We start from the raw sequence: 24,937 nt of genomic DNA on the forward strand, positions 1-24,937 counted from the left end.
GTCAGCGGCGGGCGAGTAGGGGAGCGTCGTCGCTCATCGCGTGCAGCTTGAAACTGCGCGCGTAAGCGGCCGGGTCGCTGCCGTCCCAGATTTTGCCGTCGAGCAACTGGCTGCTGCGCATGTCGGTGCCCCACGCCGCCACGCCGACAGCGGTCGCGGCGTCGCGGTAGATATCCAACTGCTGAACCTGGCGGGCGACGGCGAGGTAATCCGGGTCTTCGCGCAGCAAACCCCAGCGGCGGAACTGGGTCATGAACCACATACCGTCCGACAGATAGGGCAGATTCACCTCGCCGTTGCCGTGGAAGCGCAGCGCATGAGGATCCTGCCAACGATTGCCCAGCCCATCGGCATAGTCACCGAGAAAACGCGGTTCGATGCACGAAAGCGGCGCGTCCAGATATTCCGGCGCACTGAGCAACTGCGCGGTGCTGCGCCGATTTTCCGGGCTCTCTTCGATAAAGCGGCTGGCTTCAAGGATCGCCATTACCAGCGCCCTCGCGGTGTTCGGGTATTGCTCGACAAATTCACGGGTGCAACCAAGGACTTTTTCCGGGTGATCGGGCCAGATGGTCTGGCTGGTAGCCAGGGTGAAACCCAGATCCTGCTGCACCGCGCTAGCAGCCCAAGGCTCGCCGACACAAAAACCGTCGATGCGCCCGGCTTGCAGGTGCGCGACCATTTGCGGCGGCGGCACGACCACGCTGTCGACATCCTGCAATGGATGAATGCCCTGACTCGCCAGCCAGTAATAAAGCCACATCGCATGCGTGCCGGTGGGGAAGGTCTGCGCGAAGGTCAGTTTTGCGCGGCTTTGGTGCACGTGGCGGTCCAGCGCTTCAGGACTGGTCACGCCGAGGCTTTGCAGGTCGTGGGAGAGGTTGAGACTCTGGCCGTTCTGGTTCAGGCCCATCAACACGGCCATGTCGGTCGGGGCGACACCGCCGATACCCAAGTGCACAGCGTAGATCAGGCCATACAGACTGTGCGCGGCATCCAGTTCGCCGCTGACCAGTTTGTCGCGCAAACTGGCCCAGGAACTCTGGCGCTTGAGGTTCAGGGTCAGCCCGTAAGGCTGGGCAAAGCCCTGTGTCGCCGCGACGACGACCGAGGCGCAATCGCTCAGGGCCATGAAGCCGAGGTTGATTGCACTTTTTTCCGGGGCATCGCTGCCGTTGACCCAAGCCAGCGGCCCTGCTGAAGATTCATTCATCCAACGCTACCTCGAAAAAAAACGTCGCCGCGGACTTTGCGCAGGCAAAACCCGGGACGACGCCATTGTCCTTACCCACACGCCGCCATTGGCCTGCAGGCTGATAGCGATGAAAGTGCAAGGCATATGCCAGCCACCTCGATTTGCGCATGTGCCTCGCGCGGCAGGTCGATGCCCGGCTATAATCGCCGCTCTTTTCGCCGCCCGAGTCATCGCCGCCCATGTACACCCTGGCCCGTCAGCTGTTGTTCAAACTTTCCCCGGAAACTTCCCACGATCTGTCGCTGGATCTGATCGGCGCGGGTGGGCGTTTGGGCCTCAACGGCTTGCTGTGCAAGGCGCCGGCAAAAGTCCCGGTGACCGTCATGGGCCTGGAATTCCCCAACCCGGTGGGTTTGGCGGCCGGTCTGGACAAGAACGGCGCAGCCATCGATGGCTTCGCGCAGTTGGGTTTCGGTTTTGTCGAAATCGGCACCGTGACCCCGCGTCCACAGCCAGGCAACCCGAAACCACGGATCTTTCGTCTGCCGGAAGCCGAGGCGATCATCAACCGCATGGGGTTCAACAACCTCGGTGTCGATAACCTGCTGGCGCGCGTGGCCGCAGCGAAATACAAAGGCGTGCTGGGCATCAACATCGGCAAGAACTTCGATACGCCGGTCGAGCGCGCGGTCGACGATTACCTGATCTGCCTGGACAAGGTCTACGCCCACGCCAGCTACGTGACGGTCAACGTCAGCTCGCCGAACACCCCGGGCCTGCGCAGCCTGCAGTTTGGTGATTCGCTCAAACAATTGCTCGCCGATCTGGCCACGCGCCGTGCCGAACTGGCGTTGCGTCATGGCAAACATGTGCCGCTGGCGATCAAGATCGCCCCGGACATGACCGATGAAGAAACCGCCCAGGTGGCTCAGGCGTTGATCGAAACCGGCATGGACGCGGTGATCGCGACCAACACCACGCTGAGCCGTGTCGGCGTTGAAGGCATGGAGCATGGCGACGAGGCGGGCGGTCTGTCGGGCGCGCCGGTGCGGGAGAAAAGCACCAATACCGTGAAGGTGCTGGCCGGCGAGTTGGCCGGGCGGTTGCCGATCATTGCTGCGGGTGGCATTACCGAAGGCAAGCATGCGGCGGAGAAAATTCTCGCCGGTGCGAGCCTGGTGCAGATCTATTCGGGCTTCATCTATAAAGGCCCGGCGCTGATTCGTGAGTCGGTAGACGCGATCGCCGCCCTGCGCTAATCCAATTGTGGGAGCGAGCTTGCTCGCGAAAGCGGTGTGCCAGTCTCTGTAGATATTGACTGAATCGACGCTTTCGTCGGAACGCCGCCCGGAGCAAGCTCGCTCCCACAGGTATGTGCGCAGCACAAATAATGTGACAGGCATAAAAAAGGGCTCCTCGAAGGAGCCCCTGGGCCGCAGCCCGCCGTCCGGGAAGGACGTGCATGGTAAGTCGTTACAAATTCAGATTGTCGTGTCGGAATTAATGCCCTGTGTCAGCCGACGGCGTGAAGTTCGTTGAGTCTGTGGATTCCCGCAGTGCCGGTCATACCGTCCCAGTTGTCGCCGCGTCCTTCTCGCCAGCCGTTAATCCAGGCTTGACGTACCGACGGTAGAGTAAATGGGCAAAGCTCACGGGATTTGCCACCAACGCCATATTGATATCCGCGCAAAAATGCTCTTTCCAACGGATCACGCTTAAGTCTTCTCATAGGGTGTTTCCCTCACTTGTTGACTGTTTTGTGTCGCGTTGACCTCAACTGAGGTCTGGCAGAAGAAACCTGCCATGGTGCGGCTCGCTGCCGGCGTGGCGAGCCAAGGTGTTGACGCCGTTGCGACGTCAACCTGTGTTCAGTTCTAACCAATGAGTCACACCGAGGGAATGATCGTTTTGTCATAAGGACGTAACGAAATTAGTGCTACAGCCATAAGTAACGACGGGTTTCATGCACGGTTTTTCAGCAAACCCCGGTATGATCGGCCCCGCGCTGCATGATGGGGTTAATTCTTTAGTGAGAATGACCCACGTTTGCGCTTGGGTATAAAGCGACGAAGGGTCGCTTCAAGACTTTTTGTTTCATCAACTTTTTTATCTGTCCCGGCATCTAAGCTCTTTTAACCCGAGCAGCGGGGATGGAACGGCACACCCTCGTGCCACGCGGGCGTTCTTTTAGAAAAGCGCCTGATTGAAAACCGGATCGGCAATGCGTTGCCGATTCACTAGCCAAAGGCTCTGGAAATACCATGTCCGACCGTTTCGAACTCTTCCTCACTTGCCCTAAAGGCCTTGAAGGCCTGCTCATCGAGGAAGCCGTCGGGCTTGGCCTTGAAGAAGCGCGCGAGCACACTTCCGCCGTGCGTGGCATGGCAACCATGGAAACCGCTTATCGCCTGTGCCTCTGGTCGCGTCTGGCCAACCGGGTGCTGTTGGTGCTCAAGCGTTTCCCGATGAAAGACGCTGAAGACCTCTATCACGGCGTGCTCGACATCGAGTGGCAGGATCACATGCTCAGCGACGGCACTCTGGCCGTCGAATTCAGCGGCCACGGTTCCGGCATCGACAACACCCACTTCGGCGCATTGAAAGTCAAAGACGCCATCGTCGACAAACTGCGCACCCCGCAGGGCGACCGTCCGTCGATCGACAAGCTCAACCCGGACCTGCGCATTCACCTGCGTCTGGATCGCGGCGAAGCGATTCTCTCCCTCGACCTCTCCGGCCACAGCCTGCACCAGCGTGGCTATCGTCTGCAGCAGGGCGCGGCACCGCTGAAGGAAAACCTCGCGGCAGCGATCCTGATCCGTTCCGGCTGGCCGCGCATTGCTGCCGAAGGCGGCGCGCTGGCTGACCCGATGTGCGGTGTCGGTACGTTCCTCGTCGAAGCTGCGATGATCGCTGCTGATATGGCGCCGAACCTGCGTCGTGAGCAGTGGGGCTTTACCGCGTGGCTCGGTCACGTTCCGGCGTTGTGGAAAAAACTTCACGAAGAAGCCGTTGAACGTGCCGCTGCCGGTCTGGCCAAGCCACCGCTGTGGATTCGCGGTTATGAAGCTGACCCTCGTCTGATTCAACCGGGCCGCAACAACGTTGAACGTGCCGGTCTGAGCGAGTGGATCAAGATCTACCAGGGCGAAGTCGCGACCTTCGAGCCGCGTCCGGATCAGAACCAGAAAGGTCTGGTGATCTGCAACCCGCCGTACGGTGAGCGTCTCGGTGACGAAGCCAGCCTGCTGTATCTCTACCAGAACCTTGGCGAGCGTCTGCGTCAGGCCTGCCTGAACTGGGAAGCGGCGGTGTTTACCGGCGCGCCGGATCTGGGCAAGCGCATGGGCATTCGCAGCCATAAACAGTATTCGTTCTGGAACGGCGCGTTGCCGTGCAAGCTGCTGTTGATCAAAGTGCTGCCGGATCAGTTCGTCACCGGCGAGCGTCGCACCCCGGAGCAGCGTCAGGCCGAGCGCGAGCAAGCGGCTTACGATCAGACCCCGGACGAGCCGCAAGAGCGCAAGTTCAACAAGAACGGCAACCCGATCAAGCCGACGCCGGCCCCGGCGCCAGTGATCGAGCAGCCGCGCTTGAGCGAAGGCGGGCAGATGTTTGCCAACCGTTTGCAGAAAAACCTCAAGGCGATGGGCAAGTGGGTCAAGCGCGAAGGCATCGATTGCTACCGCGTCTACGATGCCGACATGCCTGAGTATGCGATGGCCATCGACCTGTACCACGATTGGGTGCACGTTCAGGAATACGCCGCGCCAAAATCCATTGACCCGGAAAAAGCCTCGGCGCGCATGTTCGATGCCCTGGCGGCCATTCCGCAGGCGCTGAACGTCGACAAGAGCCGCGTGGTGGTCAAACGCCGCGAGCGCCAGAGCGGCACCAAGCAGTACGAGCGTCAGGCTGCGCAGGGCAAGTTCAATGAAGTCAGCGAGGGCGGCGTGAAGTTGCTGGTCAACCTCACCGACTACCTCGACACCGGCCTGTTCCTCGATCACCGGCCAATGCGCATGCGCATCCAGAAAGAGGCCGCCGGCAAGCGCTTCCTCAATCTGTTCTGCTACACCGCGACCGCCAGCGTGCACGCGGCCAAGGGCGGTGCGCGCAGCACCACCAGCGTCGACCTGTCGAAAACCTACCTCGACTGGGCACGCCGCAACCTGTCGCTGAACGGCTACTCGGACAAGAACCGTCTGGAGCAGGGCGATGTCATGGCGTGGCTGGAAAGCAGCCGTGACGAGTACGACCTGATCTTCATCGATCCGCCGACGTTCTCCAACTCCAAGCGCATGGAAGGCATCTTCGACGTGCAACGTGATCAGGTGCAGTTGATTGACCTGGCCATGGCGCGTCTGGCGCCGGGCGGTGTGCTGTATTTCTCCAACAACTTCCGCAAGTTCCAGCTGGAAGAAAACCTCGCCGAGCGTTATGCGGTCGAGGAAATCAGCGCGCAGACCATCGATCCGGATTTCGCCCGTAACACCAAGATTCACCGCGCCTGGAAAATCACGGCTCGTTGACGCTTTGCGATATTGGATCCACAGAGCCTTGATTTTTAAAGGCTCCGTGGATCTGTCCGCGCTAGCTAAATTAGTGGCTAATAGCTATAACTCACACACGGTCAATGGGGTTTTCCCGTAAATGCTGGCGTAGTGTGAGTTGTCTTTATGTCGTTGCACCCCGTGCGCCCAAAGATTCTGGGTTTCATCAGCGAAGACGTCTCGGCCTGGCTGGTCGCGCTGCTGGTATTGCTCGCCGGCGGGATTCTCACGGGGCTGCTCGCCTGGGCAACCCTTAATCAGTTTCAGCAACAAACCCGTCAGCGTTTTCAACTGCTGGCCAACGAACGTTACAGCCGCATCGAAGAACGCTTCCAGGATCAGGAGCAACGCCTCGACGGCCTGCGCCGCTTCTTCGCCAACTCTGAATCGGTGTCCCGCGCCGAATTCGACGGTTACACCCAACCCTTATTGATGCGTACTCAGGCCTATTCGTTTGCCCTCAAGGTCAGCGGTGCCGAGCGCGCTGCGTTCGAGCAGCGGGTTCGTGACGAAGGCCTGAGCAACTTTACCCTCCGAGAATTGAACGCACAGGGCGAGCTGCAACTGGCTGGCGTGCGCGATGAATACGTGCCGGTGCTCTATAGCCAGACGCAAAGCCGGCTCGGCTCACCGTTGGGTTATGACTTGCTCGCGCAACCGCTGCGGCGCGACACCCTGCAACGCGCCGACAAGCTCGGCGGGCTGGCGGTGTCGCAACCGATGCACTTGGTCAGCATTGAGCCGTCCTACGCGCGCGGCGTGTTGCTGGTGGCGCCGGTCAGCCGCAACGGCGAGCGCCAATCGTTCGGCTATGTGATGGCGGTGATCAGCATGCGGCAGTTGCTGGCCGACGGTTTGCCGGATGCCTTCCATGACTATCTTTCAGTGCGCATTCTCGACATGTCGACCAATGATCAGCATGAAGTGTTGTTCGAGTCGACCAACGAGGCAGCGCCGAGCGACCTGACCGCCACGCGCCTGGTGCGCATGGCCGATCACGATTATCAGGTCGATATCCTGCCGAGCGAGGCGTTCGTTCAGGCCAATCATTCGTCGGTCGGCAGTGTGATTATTCTGGGCAGCTTGCTCAGTTTGCTGCTCAGCGCCTTGCTCTACGTGTTGGTCAGTCAACGTCAGCGCGCCTTGCGCATGGTCGAACTGCGCACGCAGGAACTGCACGCCAGCGAACAGGAGTTGCGCGGCACCCACGGTCAGTTGCGCGGTGTGCTCAACGCGGCGACGCAGGTGGCAATCATCGCCACCGACCTGCGCGGGGTGATCAACACCTTCAACCCCGGTGCCGAACAAATGCTCGGTTACAGCAGCGCCGATGTCGTCGGCCACATGACTCTGGAAAACCTGCACTTGCCCCGAGAGCTGACGGCCCGTGCTGCCGAATTGAGTGCGCGCTACGGCAAAAGCATTCCGACCTGCCACGCGATGCTGGTCGAGGGCGGCGAAGTCGGCGGCCACGAGGCCCGCGAGTGGACGCTGGTGCGCAGCGATGGCAGTCATCTGCCGGTGAACATGCTCGCCACACCGGTACTGGATGAGCAGGGGCTGTGGGTCGGGCATCTGGCGATCTGTATCGACATTACCGAGCGTAAGCGTGTGCACGAGGTGCTGGCGGCGCGGGATGTCTTGCTGAAGAAGCTCAGCGCGCACGTACCCGGCGGCATCTATCAATTCAAGATGGAATTCGACGGACGCTTCAGTGTGATCTATGCCAGCGACGGCATCCGCGAGATCTACGAGCTGGAGCCGGACGTGCTGCTGTTCAACGCGGAAGCGATATTCACGCGCATTCATCCACAGGACGTTACTCGTGTGCGCTCTTCCATTCGCGCCTCAGCAGATAGCCTCAGCCCGTGGCGCGAGGAGTATCGCGTGCAACTGCCTGAGCGTGGCCTGCGCTGGGTGCGCGGCGAGGCGACACCGGAAGAACTGCCGGGCGGTGGTGTGCTGTGGCATGGCTATATCTCGGACATTTCCGACCTCAAACGCGTGGAAGAAGAACTGCGTGCGCTGTCGGTGACCGATTCGCTGACCGGCATCCATAATCGCCGCTATTTCCAGGAACGTCTGACCACGGAAATGGCCCGGGTCGAGCGAGGTGGCGGCGAGTTGTCGGTGATCATGCTCGATATCGACCACTTCAAGCGCATCAACGACCAGTACGGCCATGCTGTCGGTGACCGTGTGCTGCAAGCGGTGTGCGAGCGGATCGGCCATCGTTTGCGGCGCACCGATGTGTTCTGTCGCTTGGGTGGCGAGGAATTCATGGTGCTGTGCCCGGACATCGACGGTGAGCATGCGCACACGCTGGCGGTTGAGTTGTGGCAGGGTTTGCGCAGTGCGCCGGTGGATGTGGTCGGCGTGGTCACGGCGAGTTTCGGTATCGCCAGTTGGCGTCTTGGGGAGGGCGCGGATGCGCTGTTGTTGCGGGCGGATTCGGGTGTGTATATGGCAAAGCAGCGCGGGCGCGATCGCGTCGAGCAGATGAGCTAGGCCCTGCCACCCGACCACTGTGGGAGCGAGCCTGCTCGCGAAGGCGGTGTATCAGTCAGCACATTTATTGACTGACCTGACGCCTTCGCGAGTAGGCTCGCTCCCACAGGTTTTTGTGGTGTTGCTTGAACGGCGTTACAGGACCGAAGCGGTCTGCGCCAGTTTCGGCTGCTTGTACAGATCCAGCAGCACCTGATCGAGCACCGACGATGCCCCAAACGGTGCCTTGTCATTAAGGATCGCCACCACCGCCCAGGTATTGCCATTCACATCACGGCTGAAACCGGCAATCGCCCGCACAGTGTTCAAGGTACCGGTCTTGACGTGCGCCTCACCGCGCATCGCCGTGGTTTTCAGGCGCTTGCGCATGGTGCCGTCGGTGCCGGCGATCGGCAGCGAGCTGATGTACTCGGCGGCATACGGGCTGTGCCAGGCGGCTTGCAGCATGCTTGCCATCTCGCGGGCGCTGACCCGTTCAGCACGGGACAGGCCGGAGCCGTTCTCCATCACCAGGTGCGGCGCGGTGATACCTTTCTTCGCCATCCACTGACGCACCACACGCTGCGCTGCCTTGGCGTCGTCGCCGTCGGCGTCATTGCGGAATTTCTGCCCAAGACTCAGGAACAACTGCTGAGCCATGGTGTTGTTACTGTATTTGTTGATGTCGCGGATGATCTCTGCCAGATCCGGCGAGTAAGCACGGGCCAGCAGCTTGGCGTTGCCCGGCGTCGAGGCCAGACGATCCTTGCCCTGAATGCTGCCACCCAGTTCTTTCCAGATCGCACGCACGGCGCCAGCGGTGTAGGTCGCGTGGTCGAGCAGTGACAGGTAGGTCTGCGAGCTGCAACCTTCGCCCAACTGGCCGGCCACGGTCACGGTCACGCTGCCGTCAGCCTCTGGCACCGGGTTGTAGCGCACGCCGCCGGTGCATTGCTTGGAGGGCAGGGCTTTAACGGTGTTGGCGATGTGGATGCTGGCAATCGGCGGCTCAACCGAAATCAGCACCCGGCCATTGTCGTTGCGGGCAACAAAGCGCAGGGCTTTGAGGTTGACCAGCAGCGAATCCGGTTTGACCAGGAACGGCTTGTTCTCGTCATTGCCGTCATCGTTGAACTCCGGCAGCACCGGCTGCACAAAGAAGTTGCGGTCGAGGATCAGATCTCCGGTGATCTGCGTCACGCCGTTGGCCCACAGGTCGCGCATCAGCAGCCAGAGTTTTTCCATGTTCAGCTTCGGATCGCCGCCACCCTTGAGGTAGAGGTTGCCGTTGAGGATGCCGCCGTTGAGGTCGCCATCGGTGTAGAACTCGGTTTTCCACTGATGATTGGGGCCGAGCATTTCCAGCGCCGCGTAAGTGGTCACCAGTTTCATCGTCGAGGCCGGGTTGACCGACACGTCGGCGTTGAACACGGTCGGCGTGCCCGGGCCGTCGAGCGGCACCATCACCAGAGACAGGGCGCTAGGCTGCAATTTGCTCGCCTTGAGGGCTTTTTCGACGTTAGGAGTCAGGGAAGTATTGATGGCGGCAGCGGAAACAGGCAGGGCCAAAGGCAGAAGAAGGCCGGCTAGAAACAGTGGACGCAACGATTTGATCATATGAAATAAAACCCTACAGCCGAGGGGAAAAAAGACGAGGACATGGATGAAAAGGTCCTCAGTGGTCACGAAAGTGTCGGCATTATGCCCCAAGGTGTAACCGATTGTGGCTTCCTCGGGGTGGCGATTCGTTGATTTTTTTACAGGCGGTCGGCCTCTGTGTCCAGAGAGGCGGGCAATCGATTGCTTAAACTGGTAAAGTGCCCGCCGTATTTACTTAAGAGGATTGTTCCAATGGCGACTAACCGTTCCCAGCGTCTGCGCAAAAAACTGTGCGTTGATGAATTTCAAGAGCTGGGTTTCGAACTGAACCTGGACTTCAAAGAAGACTTGTCCGAAGAAGCCATTGACGCTTTCCTCGAAGCATTCATCAAAGAAGCCATGGAAGCCAACGGTCTGGGTTATGTTGGCGGCGACGACTTCGGTCTGGTTTGCCTGCAGAAGCGTGGCTCGGTTAACGAAGAGCAGCGCGCTGCCGTTGAAGCCTGGCTGAAAACCCGCTCCGAGCTGACCAAGTACGAAGTCAGCCCGTTGCTGGACGTTTGGTATCCGGAAAAGCCGATCAACGCGGCTAAGTGATACTGAAAAAAACGGCGACCTGAGGGTCGCCGTTTTTTTTCGTCTGGTGTTTGGGTGTTTGGGTGTTCGGTTTGGGATTTGTGGTGAGTCTGCCCCTCACCCCAGCCCTCTCCCCCTGGAGAGAGAGCCGATTTATGGGCTTTTCAAAATTTGAGTTCGACTCGGGATCTCGTCTTGGTATAGCTCGCGCGTCCAACGCGGTCAGTCCCCTCTCCCTCCGGGAGAAGGTTAGGGTGAGGGGCTTTTGACCTTAAGCTTTACGCCAGTTCAAAATCACCAGCGTCAAAACCCCCGCCACAATCCCCCAAAAAGCCGAACCAATGGAAAACAGCGTCAACCCCGACGCCGTGACCATAAAGGTAATCAACGCCGCCTCCCGTTCCTTCACCTCGGTCATGGCAATGCTCAAACCATTGATGATCGAGCCGAACAGCGCCAGCGCCGCAATCGACAGCACCAGTTCCTTCGGCAACGCCGCAAACAACGCTGCCAATGTCGCGCCGAACACCCCGGCAATCCCGTAGAAAATCCCGCACCAGACCGCTGCGGTGTAGCGCTTGTTGCGATCTTCATGGGCGTGCGGCCCGGTGCAGATGGCCGCGCTGATAGCCGCCAGGTTGATGCCGTGCGAGCCGAACGGCGCCAGCAATAGTGAAGCGATGCCGGTTGTGGTGATCAGCGGCGAGGCCGGGACGTTGTAACCGTCGGCGCGCAGTACGGCGATGCCGGGCATGTTCTGCGAGGTCATCGCCACCACAAACAATGGAATGCCGATGCTGATCGTCGCCGCCAGCGAAAAGTGCGGCGTGGTCCACACCGGCGTTGCCAGTTCCAGATGAAATCCGCTGAAATCCAGCAGCCCCATAAAGCCCGATAGCGCGGTACCGATCAGCAGCGCCGCGAGCACGGCATAACGTGGCGACAGGCGTTTGACCAGCAAATAGGTGAAAAACATCCCCAGCACCAGCCCGGTGCGATGTTGCGCAGCAACGAAGATTTCACTGCCGATTTTGAACAGAATCCCCGCCAGCAACGCCGCCGCCAGTGACGCCGGGATCTTTATCACCAGCCGTTCGAAGCTGCCGGTCAACCCGCACACCGTTACTAGCACTGCGCAAGTGATGTAGGCGCCGATGGCTTCGCCGTAGCTGACACCGCCAAGACTGGTGATCAGCAACGCCGCGCCGGGCGTCGACCAGGCGATGGTGATCGGCGTGCGATAGCGCAACGACAGGCCAATCGAACATACGGCCATGCCGATCGAGATCGCCCAGATCCACGAAGAAATCTGCCCGCTGGTCAGGCCCGCCGCTTGCCCGGCCTGGAACATCAGCACCAGCGAGCTGGTGTAGCCGGTCATCATCGCGATGAACCCGGCGACGATGGCCGACGGCGAAGTGTCGGCCAGAGGGCGCAGTTGAGTATGGGTGGCGTCGTTCATGACGGCGGTGTTCCTTATACCAATGAAGATCCCTTGTGGGAGCGAGCTTGCTCGCGAAAGCGGTGTGTCAGTCGACATCTGTATTGACTGTCACGCCGCCTTCGCGAGCAAGCTCGCTCCCACAGGGAATTGAGGGCGAGCAGCGGATTCTGCGATCAAGCCTAAACTCAAACGTAACGGATCGTTGCAATACAGCCGAAGTCACAAACAGCCGTACAGTCGTGTTGCCACCTTCCATTGTGTACAATCGCGCTGTTTTTTACGCGATACTTGCCAGCGACCTACTGTGCCGTATTACAGTCACGGTCTATTCGCCGCAGTTCTCCCGACTCGAGTGCCCATGAACGAACAGTTGCAACCCCTCAAGAAACAACCGCGAGCAGGCAAAGCCGGCCGCAGCGGAACCCAGGACGATATTGTCTACGCGCATATCTTCGAGGCCATCCTCGAACAGCGTCTGGCGCCCGGCACAAAATTGAGCGAAGAAGCGCTGGGGGAAATCTTCGGGGTCAGCCGCACCATCATTCGCCGCGCGCTCTCGCGTCTGGCCCATGAAGGCGTCGTGCTGTTGCGGCCGAACCGTGGCGCCGTGGTCGCCAGCCCGAGTGTTGAAGAAGCGCGTCAGGTGTTTCTCGCTCGCCGTCTGGTCGAACGCGCGATCACAGAGCTGGCGGTGCAACACGCCACCGCCGAGCAGATCGCCGAGCTGCGGCAGATGGTCAACGACGAGCGCGACAGCTTCTCTCGTGGCGATCGCGGCGCCGGTATTCGTCTGTCGGGCGAATTCCACCTGAAACTGGCGGAAGCGGCGATGAACGCACCGTTGATCAGCTTCCAGCGCAGTCTGGTTTCGCAGACGTCGCTGATCATTGCCCAGTACGAAAGCGGCAACCGTTCGCACTGCTCGTATGACGAACACACCCAGTTGATCGACGCGATCGAGAAACGCGACGGTGAGCTGGCGGTGAATCTGATGATGCATCACATGGATCACATCGACAGCAAGCTCAACCTCGACGAGGAAGGCGCGTCGGATGATCTGCATGCGGTGTTCTCGCATTTGTTGCAGACCAAGAAGCCGGGGCGTCCAGCGGCCAAGCTCTGAGCTGACACCGAGTCGACCCCTTCGCGAGCAAGCTCGCTCCCACATTTGAAATGCATTCCCCCTGTGGGAGCGAGCTTGCTCGCGAAGGCGATCTGACAGGCAATAAAAATCCCCCGGACTGAAAAGTACCGGGGGATTTTTTTGCTTTGGGAAAAGCTTAGCGCTGATGCACCAAAGCCCCCGCCGCATACGTCTGCTGCACCGTGCGGTCATCACCCAGCGTCATCAACACAAACAACGTCTCGGCAATGTTGTTGGCCTGCTTCAAGCGATAGCTCAGCAGCGGCGTGGCGTTGTAATCCAGCACCAGGAAGTCAGCGTCGCTACCCGGTTGCAGGTTGCCGATCTTGTCTTCCAGACGCAGCGCCCGCGCGCCACCGAGGGTCGCCAGGTACAGCGACTTGAACGGACTCAGCCGCGCACCTTGCAGCTGCATCACTTTGTACGCTTCGTTCAGCGTCTGCAGCAGCGAGAAACTGGTGCCGCCACCGACGTCAGTGCCCAGGCCGACGTTCAGCTTGTGCTTCTCGGCCATCGGCAGGTTGAACAAGCCACTGCCGAGGAAGAAGTTCGAAGTCGGGCAGAACGAGATCGCCGAGCCGGTTTCTGCCAGACGCGCGCATTCGTCGTCGCACAGATGCACGCCGTGAGCGAATACCGAGCGCTCGCCGAGCAATTTGTAGTGGTCGTAAACGTCGAGGTAGCCCTTGCGCTCCGGGAACAGCTCCTTGACCCACTCGATTTCCTTGAGGTTTTCGCTGATGTGGGTCTGCATGTACAGATCCGGGTATTCGGTCAGCAGTTGGCCGGCGAGGGTCAGTTGTTCCGGAGTGCTGGTCGGCGCGAAGCGCGGGGTGACTGCGTAGTGCAGACGACCCTTGCCGTGCCAGCGCTCGATCAGCGCCTTGCTCTCGACGTAGCTCGATTCAGCAGTGTCGGTCAGGTAGTCCGGGGCGTTGCGGTCCATCATCACCTTGCCGGCGATCATGCGCAGGTCGAGCTTCTCGGCCTTTTCGAAAAACGAGTTCACCGACTGCGGGTGGACGCTGCCGAACACCAGCGCGGTGGTGGTGCCGTTGCGCAGCAGTTCCTTGATGAAGATGTCGGCGACGTCATCGGCGTGGGCCTTGTCGCCGAACTGGCTTTCGCACGGGAAGGTGTAGGTGTTCAGCCAGTCGAGCAGTTGCTCGCCGTAGGCACCGACCATGCCGGTTTGCGGCAGGTGAATATGGGTGTCGATGAAGCCCGGAGTAATCAGCGCGTCTTTGTAGTGCTCGATTTCGATGTCCGCCGGCAGCGTCGGCAGCAAATCACTGGCGTGGCCAAGGGCGCTGATCTTGCCGCCATCGACCACCAGCAGGCCATCCTCGAAATATTCGTAGGAGGCGTCGATCCCGACTTCGGCGGGGTCGGCGATGCTGTGCAGGATGGCGGCGCGGTAGGCTTTGCGAGTCAGAGGCATGAGGGTTCTCTAATCAGTTTGAGGCTTTGAGTTTGGTCGCCTGACTGCGCCGCGAAACCGGCAGCAGTTTGGCAATCGGTTCGGCGCTGGCAGTCTGCTGGCCGAAGTTGGCGTTATAGGTGGCGATGATTTCGCCGGCGATGGAAATGGCGATTTCCACAGGCAATTTGCCTTTGACTTCGCCGATGCCCATCGGGCAGCGCATGCGTTGCACGACGCCGCTGTCGAAACCGCGATCACGCAAACGGTGTTCGAACTTGGCGCGTTTGGTCTTCGAACCGATCAGGCCGAAGTAGGCGAAGTCGTTGCGCTTGAGGATCGCAGCAGTGAGTTCAAGGTCGAGCTGATGGTTGTGGGTCATGACGATGCAGTAGCTGCCAGCGGGCAGCTCATCGATTTCATCCACAGGCTCTTCGGCGACGATTTTACGCACGCCGTGGGGGATGTGTTCGGGGAATTCGGCCTCGCGCGAATCGATCCAGCGCACCCGGCAGGGCAGGCTGGCGAGCAATGGCACGAGGGCGCGGCCAACGTGGCCGGCACCGAACACAGCGATCTGCGCCTGCACCTGGCCCATCGGTTCGAACAGCAACACGGTGGCGCCGCCGCAGCACTGGCCAAGGCTCGCGCCGAGGCTGAAGCGCTCCAGATGGGTGTCCTGCTTACCGCTGGCGAGCATCTCGCGGGCGATCTGCATGGCTTTGTATTCCAGATGCCCGCCACCGATGGTGTCGAAACTCTGGTTAGCGCTGATGACCATTTTCGAACCGGCGTTGCGTGGCGTCGAGCCGAGTTCTTCGATGATCGTCACCAGAACGCAGGGTTCGCCCTGGTTCTGCAGGTCGGCGAGGGCGTCGATCCAGTTGTACATAGTTCACCCCTACAACATCGTTGTCTGTTCGGGCCTCTTCGCGAGCAGGCTCGCTCCCACAGGGAAATGCATTCCAAATGTGGGAGCGAGCCTGCTCGCGAATGGCCGCGCCTCGGTCCTAGAGCGGAGCCAACTCGGTTTCAGTTTCAACGGCTTTCACCGCTTTCAACTGACGCATCTGCTCACAGCCCCACAACACCCGCTCCGGCGTCGCTGGCGCATCGATCTGCGGCTGATGCTTGTAATCACCGAGGCTCGCCACCGCATCCTTGATCGCACACCACGAAGCAATCCCGAGCATGAACGGCGGCTCGCCGACAGCCTTCGAATGGAACACCGTGTCTTCCGGGTTCTTGCGGTTTTCCACCAGCTTCACCCGCAGGTCGAGCGGCATGTCCGCCACGGCCGGGATCTTGTAGCTGGCCGGGCCGTTGGTCATCAGCTTGCCTTTGTTGTTCCAGACCAGCTCTTCCATGGTCAGCCAGCCCATGCCCTGGATGAAGCCACCCTCGACCTGACCGATGTCGATGGACGGGTTCAGCGAGGCGCCGACGTCGTGAAGAATGTCAGTGCGCAGCATCTTGTACTCGCCGGTCAGGGTGTCGACGATCACTTCGCAGCACGCCGCGCCGAAGGCGAAGTAGTAGAACGGACGGCCACGCGCCTGACTGCGGTCGTAATAGATTTTCGGGGTCTTGTAGAACCCGGTGCTCGACAGCGAGACCTGATTGAAATACGCCTGCTGGATCAGCGCTTCAAAGGTCAGGATGTGGTCGCGAACGCGCACATGGCCGTTGTGGAATTCAACGTCTTCTTCAGTGACTTTGAAGTGACGCGCAGCGAATTCGACCAGACGTTTCTTGATGATTTCTGCCGCGTTCTGCGCCGCTTTACCGTTCAGGTCAGCGCCGCTGGAGGCGGCGGTCGGCGAGGTGTTCGGCACTTTGTCGGTGTTGGTCGCGGTGATCTGCACACGGTCGATTTCCACCTGGAACACTTCGGCCACGACCTGCGCGACTTTAGTGTTCAGGCCCTGGCCCATTTCCGTGCCGCCGTGGTTCAGGTGAATGCTGCCGTCGGTGTAGATGTGGATCAGCGCACCGGCCTGGTTCAAGAAACTCGCGGTGAAGGAAATGCCGAATTTCACCGGGGTCAGCGCCAGACCTTTTTTCAGGATCGGGCTGTTGGCGTTGTAGCGACGGATCGCTTCGCGGCGCTCGTGGTACTGGCTGCTTTCTTCCAGTTCGGCGGTCATTTCCTCGAGCATGTTGTGCTCGACGGTCTGGTAGTAGTGAGTGACGTTGCGCTCGGTCTTGCCGTAGTAATTGGCTTTGCGCACCGCAAGTGGGTCGAGTTGCAGGTGACGGGCAATCGCGTCCATCACTTCTTCGATCGCGACCATGCCTTGCGGGCCACCGAAACCACGGTAAGCGGTGTTCGACGCGGTGTTGGTCTTGCAGCGATGACCGTTGATGGTCGCATCACCGAGGTAGTACGAGTTGTCCGAGTGGAACATCGCGCGGTCAACGATCGAGGCGGACAGGTCCGGCGAGCAGCCGCAGTTGCCGGCCAGATCCATGTTGATCCCGTGCAGGCGCCCGGTGCTGTCGAAGCCGACGTCGTATTCGACGTAGAACGGGTGACGCTTGCCGGTCATCAGCATGTCTTCGACGCGCGGCAGGCGCATCTTCGTCGGTTGGCCGGTGAGGTGCGCAACCACCGCGCACAGGCACGCCGGGCTCGCAGCTTGTGTTTCCTTGCCGCCGAAACCACCACCCATGCGGCGCATGTCGACGACGATTTTGTTCATCGACACGTCGAGCACTTCGGCGACCAGTTTTTGCACTTCGGTAGGGTTCTGCGTCGAGCAGTAAACGATCATGCCGCCGTCTTCGGTGGGCATTACCGAGGAGATTTGCGTCTCCAGATAGAAGTGTTCCTGACCGCCGATGTGCAGCGTGCCTTGAATGCGGTGTTCAGCGGTCGCCAGCGCAGAAACCGAATCGCCGCGCTGGTGGGTGTGGCTGTCGAGGACGAAGTGGCGTTTGCGCAGGGCTTCAACCACGTCGAGCACGGGCTCGAGATCTTCGTATTCGATGATCGCGGCCATCGCGGCTTTGCGCGCGGTTTCCAGATCTTTCGCCGCAACGGCGAGCACCGGTTGACCAACGAACTGCACGTCATCGATGGCCAGCAGCGGATCGCCCGGCATCAGCGGGCCGATGTCTTTCAGGCCCGGCACGTCTTCGTGGGTGATGGCGATGCGCACGCCTTCGAAGGCGTAGCACGGTGAAGTGTCGATGCTGATGATTTTCGCGTGGGCGCGATCCGACATGCGTGCATACAGGTGCAGCTGGTTGGGAAATTCCAGGCGGTCATCGATGTACTGCGCTTCACCGGACACGTGCTTGGCGGCGCTGTCGTGCTTGACGCTGCGGCCGACACCGGAGGTCAGATCCTTGGCGAACAGTTCAGCCAGTTCGGCTTGGGTTTTTTCTACGCCGTGATGGTTAGACATAAGCGGTCACCCGAGTCTCGATGTGCGGTGTTTGCAGTTCGATGAAGTATTTACGCAGCAGGTTCTGCGCGCTGAGCAGGCGATATTCCTTGCTGGCGCGGAAGTCCGAGAGCGGGGTGAAATCTTCGGCGAGTGCGGCGCAGGCACGTTCGACCACCGCGTTGTTGAACGGCGCACCGATCAGCGCGGCCTCGCAGTGGGCGGCGCGTTTCGGGATCGCGGCCATGCCGCCGAACGCCATGCGCGCATCGGTGATCACGCCGTTTTCGACGCGCAGGTTGAACGCGGCGCAGACGGCGGAGATGTCATCGTCCAGACGCTTGGAGACTTTGTAGGCGCGGAACAACTGCTCAGCAGTGGCGCGCGGCACGATGATCTTCTCGATGAACTCACTTTCCTGACGGGCCGTGACTTTGTAATCGATGAAGTAATCGTCAAGGTTCAGGGTGCGGCGGGTTTCGCCTTTGCACAGCACAACCTGCGCGCCGAGGGCGATCAGCAGCGGTGGCGAGTCACCGATGGGCGAGGCGTTGCCGATGTTGCCGCCGAGGGTGCCCTGGTTGCGGATTTGCAACGAGGCGAAGCGGTGCAGCAGTTCGCCGAAGTCCGGGTACTCGGCGTTCAACGCTTCGTAGCAGTCGGAGAGGGCGGTGGCGGCGCCGATTTCGATGCGGTCTTCGAAGGTTTCGATGCGCTTCATTTCTGCGACGTTGCCAACGTAGATCATCACCGGCAGGGTGCGGTGGAATTGAGTGACTTCCAGCGCCAGATCGGTGCCGCCGGCAAGTAGGCGCGCTTGTGGGTACGCGTCGTAAAGATCGGCCAGGTCAGCGACGGTCAGTGGCACCAGGCAGCGCTTGTCGCCACTGTTGAGTTCGCCGATATCGGTCGGGGCAATGGCTTTGAGGCGAGCGATGGTGTCCGCTTCGCGGGCATCGAATTGATCCGGTTGTTTGCCGCAGCAGGATTGCTCGGCAGCGGCCAGAATAGGGCGGTAGCCGGTGCAGCGGCAGAGGTTGCCGGCCAGCGCTTCGTGGGCCTTGGCGTGATCCGGTGCATCGCTGTTCTTTTGCAGGGCGAACAGCGACATGACGAAACCCGGGGTGCAGAAACCGCACTGTGAGCCGTGGCACTCGACCATGGCTTTCTGCACGCTGTGCAGTTCGCCTTTGTGCTTGAGGTCTTCGACGCTGATCAGTTGTTTGCCGTGCAGCGACGACACAAAGGTCAGGCACGAATTGAGGCTGCGATAGCGAATGTGTTCGCGACCCTCGTCATCCATTTGCAACTCGCCGACCACCACGGTGCAGGCGCCGCAGTCACCGCTGGCGCAACCTTCTTTGGTGCCGGACTTGCCTACGTGTTCACGCAGGTAATTGAGCACAGTCAGATTCGGGTCCAGGGCGTGCTCGCTACGGAGTTCCTGGTTAAGTAAAAACTGGATCACGGAAGGCCTCGCAGACTCATTATTGTTGTTAACCGACTTGAGCCGAATTTAGCAGGTCTGACTTTTCGGTCAATGGTTTTCTGACTTAAAGGTCAGGAAAATGCATTTCGTCGATCAACAACGTGTCTATTCAGTATTGACCCTCATCGGTCACCCCGCTTTTTTGCGGGAATCGTGCCAAAAACCGCTGAGTGGGCACTCCGCCATGACCGTGCATTTGCGCTACACTGCGCCGCTTGTGCAGATCGATAGAGTTTGAAGGACAACCATGACGTTCAAGGCGCCGGACAGCCTCGCCGAGCAAATCGCTCACCACCTCGCCGAACGCATCATTCGTGGCGAAATGAAGCCGGGAGAGCGCATCCAGGAACAGAAGGTCACGCTGGCACTGAATGTCAGCCGCGGTTCGGTCCGCGAAGCCTTGCTGATCCTCGAACGCCGTCACCTGATCGCGATCCTGCCGCGCCGTGGCGCGCACGTCACCGAGCTGACGCCGCACAAGGTGCAGAGCCTGTGCACGCTGATGAGCGAGCTGTACATCCTGCTCGGCAACTCGGTGGCCAATGGCTGGCAAGTCCAGTCGGACATGGCGCCGTTCGTGCAGATCCAGCAGCGCCTGACTACCAGCTACGAGCGTCAGGACATCCGCAGCTTCGTCGACGACAGCTTCAGCGTGATGCGCGCCGCCTATCCGTTCGCCAATAACCCTTACCTGCAAGAGACGGTCGAGAACCTGCAACCGGCGATGAGCCGTGCCTACTTCCTCGCCCTCGAACAGCGCAAGGCCTCCATGAGCGAATTCCTCGAACTGTTTGAACGCCTGCTGGCCGCCGTGCTCGCCCGTGATTTGCCGCAGATCCGCATCGTGCTGACGGCTTACGCCCAGCGCAGTTGCGATCTGGTGGTTTCCGCCCTGACGGTTGCCTAAGCGTGCGGCTCAAGTGCATCAAGCTGGCGGGATTCAAATCCTTCGTCGACCCGACCACGGTGAACTTCCCCAGTAACATGGCGGCGGTCGTCGGGCCGAATGGTTGCGGCAAGTCGAACATCATCGACGCCGTACGCTGGGTGATGGGCGAGAGTTCGGCGAAGAACCTTCGTGGCGAGTCGATGACCGACGTCATCTTCAACGGTTCGACCAGCCGCAAACCGGTGAGCCAAGCGAGTATCGAGCTGGTTTTCGACAACTCCGACGGCACCTTGCTCGGTGAATACGCGGCCTACGCGGAAATCTCGATTCGCCGTAAAGTCACCCGCGACAGCCAGACCACCTATTACCTCAACGGCACCAAATGCCGTCGTCGCGACATCACCGATATTTTCCTCGGCACCGGTCTCGGTCCGCGCAGCTATTCGATCATCGAACAGGGGATGATCTCCAAGCTGATCGAATCCAAGCCGGAAGACCTGCGCAACTTCATCGAAGAAGCAGCGGGCATCTCGAAATATAAAGAGCGCCGTCGCGAGACCGAAAACCGTATCCGCCGCACCCACGAAAACCTCGCGCGTCTGACTGACCTGCGCGACGAACTCGAGCGTCAACTCGAACGTCTGCACCGCCAGGCCGAAGCGGCGAAGAAGTATCAGGAATTCAAAGCCGAAGAGCGTCAGCTCAAGGCGCAACTGTCGGCCCTGCGCTGGCAGGATCTGAATGATCAGGTTGGCCAGCGCGAGTCGATCATCGGCACCCAGGAAATCAGTTTCGAAGCGCTGGTTGCCGAGCAACGAAACGCTGACGCGGCCATCGAGCGCCTGCGCGACGGTCACCATGACCTGTCCGAACGCTTCAATCTGGTGCAGGGGCGCTTCTATTCGGTCGGCGGCGATATCGCCCGGGTCGAGCAGAGCATCCAGCACGGCCAGCAACGTTTGCGGCAGTTGCAGGACGATCTGAAAGAAGCCGAGCGCGCCCGCCTGGAAACCGAATCGCACCTGGGCCACGACCGCACGTTGCTGCTGACCCTCGGTGAAGAACTGGACATGCTCACCCCCGAGCAGGAAGTCACCAGCGCTGCCGCCGAAGAAGCCGCCGCTGCGCTGGAAGATTCCGAATCGGTCATGCACGGCTGGCAGGAGCAGTGGGACGCCTTCAACCTGACCGCCGCCGAACCGCGCCGTCAGGCCGAAGTGCAGCAGTCGCGCATCCAGCAGCTGGAAACCAGCATGGAGCGTCTGGCTGACCGGCAAAAGCGTCTTGGCGAAGAGCGCGCGTTGCTCTCGGCCGACCCGGAAGACGCGGCGATCATGGAACTCAACGAGCAGCTCGCCGAGTCGGAAGCGACGCTTGAAGATTTGCAGACCAGCGAAGAAGCGCAGGTCGAAAAGCTCGAACAATTGCGTCAGGAATTGCAGCAAGCGCTGACCGCGCAGCAACAGGCGCAGGGCGATTTGCAGCGTCTCAACGGTCGCTTGGCGTCCCTCGAAGCGTTGCAGCAAGCCGCGCTCGATCCGGGCACCGGCACCGCCGAGTGGCTGAAGGAGCACAACCTCGCCGAGCGTCCGCGTCTGGCTGAAGGTTTGAAGGTCGAGGCCGGTTGGGAACTGGCGGTGGAAACCGTGCTCGGCGCTGATCTGCAAGCGGTGCTGGTCGACGATTTCAGCGGCTTTGATTTGTCCGGTTTTACTCAGGGCGATTTGCGCCTGCTCAGCCCGGCCAGCGATGGCGTGCGGGTGGCGGGCAGCTTGCTCGATAAAGTCGAGGCGCAGATCGATCTGTCGCCGTGGCTCGGTCAGGTCAAACCGGTCGACAGCCTTGAGCAGGCCTTGGCCTTGCGCGGGCAGTTGAGCGCCGGTGAGAGTCTGATCAGTCGCGACGGTTACTGGGTCGGTCGGCACTTTTTACGTGTGCGCCGGGCCAGTGAAGCGGAAAGCGGCATGCTCGCCCGTGGTCAGGAAATCGAAGCGCTGCACCTTGAGCGCGAAGAGAAAGAAGCCACGGTCGAGGCCATGGAAACCCGTTTGCAAACCTTGCGCGCGCAACAGCGCCAACAGGAAAACGGTCGCGAACATTTGCGCCGTTTGCTGCAAGACGAAGCACGTCAGCAGGGCGAATTGAAGGCACAGCTGTCCGCCGGCAAAGCCAAGGCTGAACAGCTTACCCTGCGCCGTACGCGTCTCGATGAGGAACTGGTCGAACTCGGCGAGCAGCGCGAGCTTGAGCACGAACAGATCGGCGAAGCGCGCATGCAATTGCAGGACGCGCTGGATGCCATGGCGCTGGACACCGAGCAGCGCGAGTTACTGCTGGCCCAGCGCGACAGCCTGCGCGAACGCCTCGACCGTGTGCGTCAGGAAGCGCGGCAGCACAAGGATCACGCCCATCAATTGGCCGTGCGTCTTGGCTCGTTACGCGCGCAGCACGACTCCACGCGTCAGGCGCTGGAGCGTCTGGAAATGCAGGCCGAGCGCCTCACCGAAAAACGCGAACAGTTGAGTCTGAATCTGGAGGAGGGCGAGGCGCCGCTGGAAGAGCTGCGCTTGAAACTGGAAGAGTTGCTCGACAAGCGCATGACCGTCGACGAAGAACTCAAGACCGCGCAGATCGCCCTCGAAGACGCCGACCGCGAATTGCGCGATGCAGAAAAACGCCGCACTCAGGCCGAGCAGCAATCGCAGCTGATTCGCGGTCAGCTCGAGCAGCAACGCATGGAATGGCAAGCCCTGACCGTGCGCCGCAAGGCCTTGCAGGATCAATTGCTCGAAGACGGCTACGATCTCAACGGCGTGCTCGCGACATTAACCGCGCAAGCCAGTGAACGCGAAGCCGAAGAAGAACTCGAACGCATCAGCGCGCGGATTCAGCGCCTGGGTGCGATCAACCTCGCGGCCATCGACGAATACACGCAACAATCCGAGCGTAAACGTTATCTGGATGCGCAGGACGCCGATCTGGTCGAAGCGCTGGAGACCCTTGAGAACGTCATTCGCAAGATCGACAAGGAAACCCGCAACCGCTTCAAAGATACCTTTGATCAGATCAATGGCGGTTTACAGGCGCTTTTCCCAAAAGTTTTCGGTGGCGGGCGCGCGTATTTGGAACTGACGGGCGAAGATCTACTCGATACAGGGGTAACGATCATGGCGCAGCCGCCCGGGAAGAAGAACAGCACCATCCATTTGCTCTCCGGCGGGGAAAAAGCCCTGACCGCGCTGGCACTGGTTTTTGCCATCTTCAAATTGAACCCGGCGCCGTTCTGCATGCTCGATGAGGTTGACGCGCCACTGGATGACGCTAACGTTGGACGCTACGCACGCTTGGTCAAAGAGATGTCGCAGACCGTGCAGTTCATCTATATCACCCACAACAAGATCGCCATGGAAATGGCCGAGCAGTTGATGGGCGTAACGATGCACGAACCGGGTTGTTCGCGACTGGTGGCCGTGGATGTCGAGGAGGCGATGGCGATGGTGGACGCCTGAGTCAGCGTGGTGTCGGAAAGGTAATTAAGAGCTGTAGGACTTTTTTACCGCGTTCGACTTGCTGGCCAATCGACATATTCGCGCAAGCCAAATGAGACAGACGGTGTAAAGTTGTCTTTGGTCGTGCTAGTTTAATGTCAATTTTTCGTATACGTGGGCAAAACGCCTGTCAGAACATAGAGTTGGCGCCACGTTTTAAAGCGGTTTGCACAATGTAAACCCCTTATTTTTCAGCATTTTTTATAGAGGCACGGGATTACATGGAAATCGGTCTGCGCGAGTGGCTGATCGTCATCGGCATCATTGTGATAGCCGGTATTCTTTTCGATGGCTGGCGCCGTATGCGCGGCGGCAAGGGAAAACTGAAATTCCGTCTTGACCGAAGTCTGTCCAACCTGCCGGACGAGGACACCAGCGCTGAGCTGTTGGGCCCGGCCCGTGTTCTGGACAACCATAAAGAGCCGCAACTGGACGAACACGATCTACCGTCGGTGAGCATGCCGGCCCGCGAAGCACGCGAGCCTCGCGAATCCGGCTCGAAACGTGGCAAGCGTGGCAGCAATGGCCCGGCTCAGGGCGACCTGAACCTCGACCTGGATCTGGACGGCGGCCCGAGCTTCAGCAGCCGTGACGACGATTTCGCCGAAGGCAGCAAGCCTTCGCCGGCGGTGGTCGACAAAGACCAGCCGCAAGCTGAAGAAGTGCTGGTGATCAGCGTGATCTGCCGCGACGCTGCCGGCTTCAAAGGCCCGGCGCTGTTGCAGAACATCCTGGAAAGCGGTCTGCGTTTCGGCGAGATGGATATTTTCCATCGTCACGAAAGCATGGCCGGCAACGGTGAAGTGCTGTTCTCCATGGCCAATGCGGTCAAGCCGGGCATCTTCGATCTGGACGACATCGACCATTTCAGCACCCCGGCGGTGAGCTTCTTTCTCGGCCTGCCAGGCCCGCGTCATCCGAAGCAAGCCTTCGACGTGATGGTGGCGGCAGCCCGCAAACTGTCGCAGGAACTGAACGGCGAACTGAAAGATGACCAGCGCAGCGTTCTGACCGCACAAACGATTGAGCACTACCGTCAGCGCATCGTCGAATTCGAACGTCGCGCCCTGACCCAGAAGCGCTAAGGCCAAGATCAAAAGATCGCAGCCGCGTTTCACTCGACAGCTCCTACAGGAATGCGATTTCTGTAGGAGCTGCCGAAGGCTGCGATCTTTTGCTTCTGCTGCCACAGATAGATGAATTA

The 24,937-nt window shown here is 60.1% G+C and carries 16 protein-coding genes; 8 read left to right on the forward strand and 8 right to left on the reverse strand.

Translation table 11 applies throughout. The features are described 5' to 3' along the window. Position 1 precedes the first annotated feature (1 nt). Positions 2–1,213 (reverse strand): CmpA/NrtA family ABC transporter substrate-binding protein, encoded by a 1,212-nt coding sequence (locus tag ACZ0A4_RS04285; RefSeq protein ID WP_463573198.1) that lies wholly within the window; start codon positions 1,211–1,213, stop codon positions 2–4. 221 nt (positions 1,214–1,434) lie between these two features. Between ACZ0A4_RS04285 and ACZ0A4_RS04290 the strand changes: the two genes are divergently transcribed. Then, positions 1,435–2,454 (forward strand): quinone-dependent dihydroorotate dehydrogenase, encoded by a 1,020-nt coding sequence (locus ACZ0A4_RS04290; protein ID WP_463573199.1) that lies wholly within the window; start codon positions 1,435–1,437, stop codon positions 2,452–2,454. A 254-nt stretch (positions 2,455–2,708) separates the two neighbouring features. Here ACZ0A4_RS04290 and rmf read toward each other — a convergent pair whose 3' ends face one another. Further along, entirely contained in the window at positions 2,709–2,924 is a 216-nt protein-coding gene (gene rmf / locus ACZ0A4_RS04295; protein ID WP_003223300.1) for a ribosome modulation factor, read from the reverse strand. 532 nt (positions 2,925–3,456) lie between these two features. Between rmf and rlmKL the strand changes: the two genes are divergently transcribed. Both rlmKL and ACZ0A4_RS04305 read left to right on the forward strand, forming a co-directional pair. Beyond that, positions 3,457–5,727 (forward strand): bifunctional 23S rRNA (guanine(2069)-N(7))-methyltransferase RlmK/23S rRNA (guanine(2445)-N(2))-methyltransferase RlmL, encoded by a 2,271-nt coding sequence (rlmKL, locus tag ACZ0A4_RS04300; RefSeq protein WP_463573201.1) that lies wholly within the window; start codon positions 3,457–3,459, stop codon positions 5,725–5,727. A gap of 147 nt (positions 5,728–5,874) precedes the next feature. Continuing rightward, a complete protein-coding gene (locus tag ACZ0A4_RS04305) occupies positions 5,875–8,256 on the forward strand; it encodes a sensor domain-containing diguanylate cyclase (protein ID WP_463573203.1) in 2,382 nt (793 codons plus the stop codon). Between the two features lie 135 nt (positions 8,257–8,391). Here ACZ0A4_RS04305 and dacB read toward each other — a convergent pair whose 3' ends face one another. Further along, positions 8,392–9,852, reverse strand: coding sequence for a D-alanyl-D-alanine carboxypeptidase/D-alanyl-D-alanine endopeptidase (gene dacB / locus ACZ0A4_RS04310; protein ID WP_463573204.1), 1,461 nt, complete (start codon positions 9,850–9,852; stop codon positions 8,392–8,394). A gap of 234 nt (positions 9,853–10,086) precedes the next feature. Here dacB and ACZ0A4_RS04315 point away from each other — a divergent pair, with 234 nt between their 5' ends. Next, positions 10,087–10,431: a YggL family protein gene (locus ACZ0A4_RS04315; protein WP_007916365.1), complete on the forward strand. Its 345-nt coding sequence runs from the start codon at positions 10,087–10,089 to the stop codon at positions 10,429–10,431. Positions 10,432–10,681: 250 nt separating this feature from the next. Here the strand turns inward: ACZ0A4_RS04315 and ACZ0A4_RS04320 are convergent, their stop codons facing one another. Next, positions 10,682–11,872, reverse strand: a complete 1,191-nt coding sequence (locus tag ACZ0A4_RS04320; RefSeq protein ID WP_463573205.1) for a benzoate/H(+) symporter BenE family transporter — start codon at positions 11,870–11,872, stop codon at positions 10,682–10,684. A gap of 340 nt (positions 11,873–12,212) precedes the next feature. Here ACZ0A4_RS04320 and ACZ0A4_RS04325 point away from each other — a divergent pair, with 340 nt between their 5' ends. Next, the gene (locus ACZ0A4_RS04325) at positions 12,213–12,977 is read left to right on the forward strand and encodes a GntR family transcriptional regulator (RefSeq protein ID WP_007918375.1); all 765 of its coding nucleotides are present in this window, start codon (positions 12,213–12,215) and stop codon (positions 12,975–12,977) included. A 157-nt stretch (positions 12,978–13,134) separates the two neighbouring features. Here the strand turns inward: ACZ0A4_RS04325 and guaD are convergent, their stop codons facing one another. From guaD to xdhA, 4 genes are all read right to left on the reverse strand, one after another. Beyond that, positions 13,135–14,439 (reverse strand): guanine deaminase, encoded by a 1,305-nt coding sequence (gene guaD / locus ACZ0A4_RS04330; protein ID WP_463573206.1) that lies wholly within the window; start codon positions 14,437–14,439, stop codon positions 13,135–13,137. A gap of 13 nt (positions 14,440–14,452) precedes the next feature. Then, positions 14,453–15,310 (reverse strand): xanthine dehydrogenase accessory protein XdhC, encoded by an 858-nt coding sequence (gene xdhC / locus ACZ0A4_RS04335; protein ID WP_034152856.1) that lies wholly within the window; start codon positions 15,308–15,310, stop codon positions 14,453–14,455. Positions 15,311–15,428: 118 nt separating this feature from the next. Further along, the gene (gene xdhB, locus ACZ0A4_RS04340) at positions 15,429–17,828 is read right to left on the reverse strand and encodes a xanthine dehydrogenase molybdopterin binding subunit (RefSeq protein WP_463573207.1); all 2,400 of its coding nucleotides are present in this window, start codon (positions 17,826–17,828) and stop codon (positions 15,429–15,431) included. Beyond that, positions 17,821–19,275, reverse strand: a complete 1,455-nt coding sequence (gene xdhA / locus ACZ0A4_RS04345) for a xanthine dehydrogenase small subunit (protein WP_463573208.1) — start codon at positions 19,273–19,275, stop codon at positions 17,821–17,823. Before xdhA ends, xdhB begins: the two co-directional genes overlap by 8 nt. A 268-nt stretch (positions 19,276–19,543) precedes the next feature. On the opposite strand from xdhA, the gene ACZ0A4_RS04350 reads away from it, so the two are divergent. The 3 genes from ACZ0A4_RS04350 to zipA all read left to right on the forward strand — a co-directional run bounded on the left by ACZ0A4_RS04350 (position 19,544) and on the right by zipA (position 24,818). Then, a complete protein-coding gene (locus ACZ0A4_RS04350) occupies positions 19,544–20,203 on the forward strand; it encodes a GntR family transcriptional regulator (protein ID WP_064116903.1) in 660 nt (219 codons plus the stop codon). 2 nt (positions 20,204–20,205) lie between these two features. Further along, positions 20,206–23,694 (forward strand): chromosome segregation protein SMC, encoded by a 3,489-nt coding sequence (smc, locus tag ACZ0A4_RS04355; RefSeq protein ID WP_463573209.1) that lies wholly within the window; start codon positions 20,206–20,208, stop codon positions 23,692–23,694. A gap of 260 nt (positions 23,695–23,954) precedes the next feature. Beyond that, a complete protein-coding gene (gene zipA / locus ACZ0A4_RS04360; protein ID WP_463573210.1) occupies positions 23,955–24,818 on the forward strand; it encodes a cell division protein ZipA in 864 nt (287 codons plus the stop codon). Positions 24,819–24,937: the final 119 nt, after the last annotated feature.

It is taken from the genome of Pseudomonas sp. AC172 (assembly GCF_979258595.1).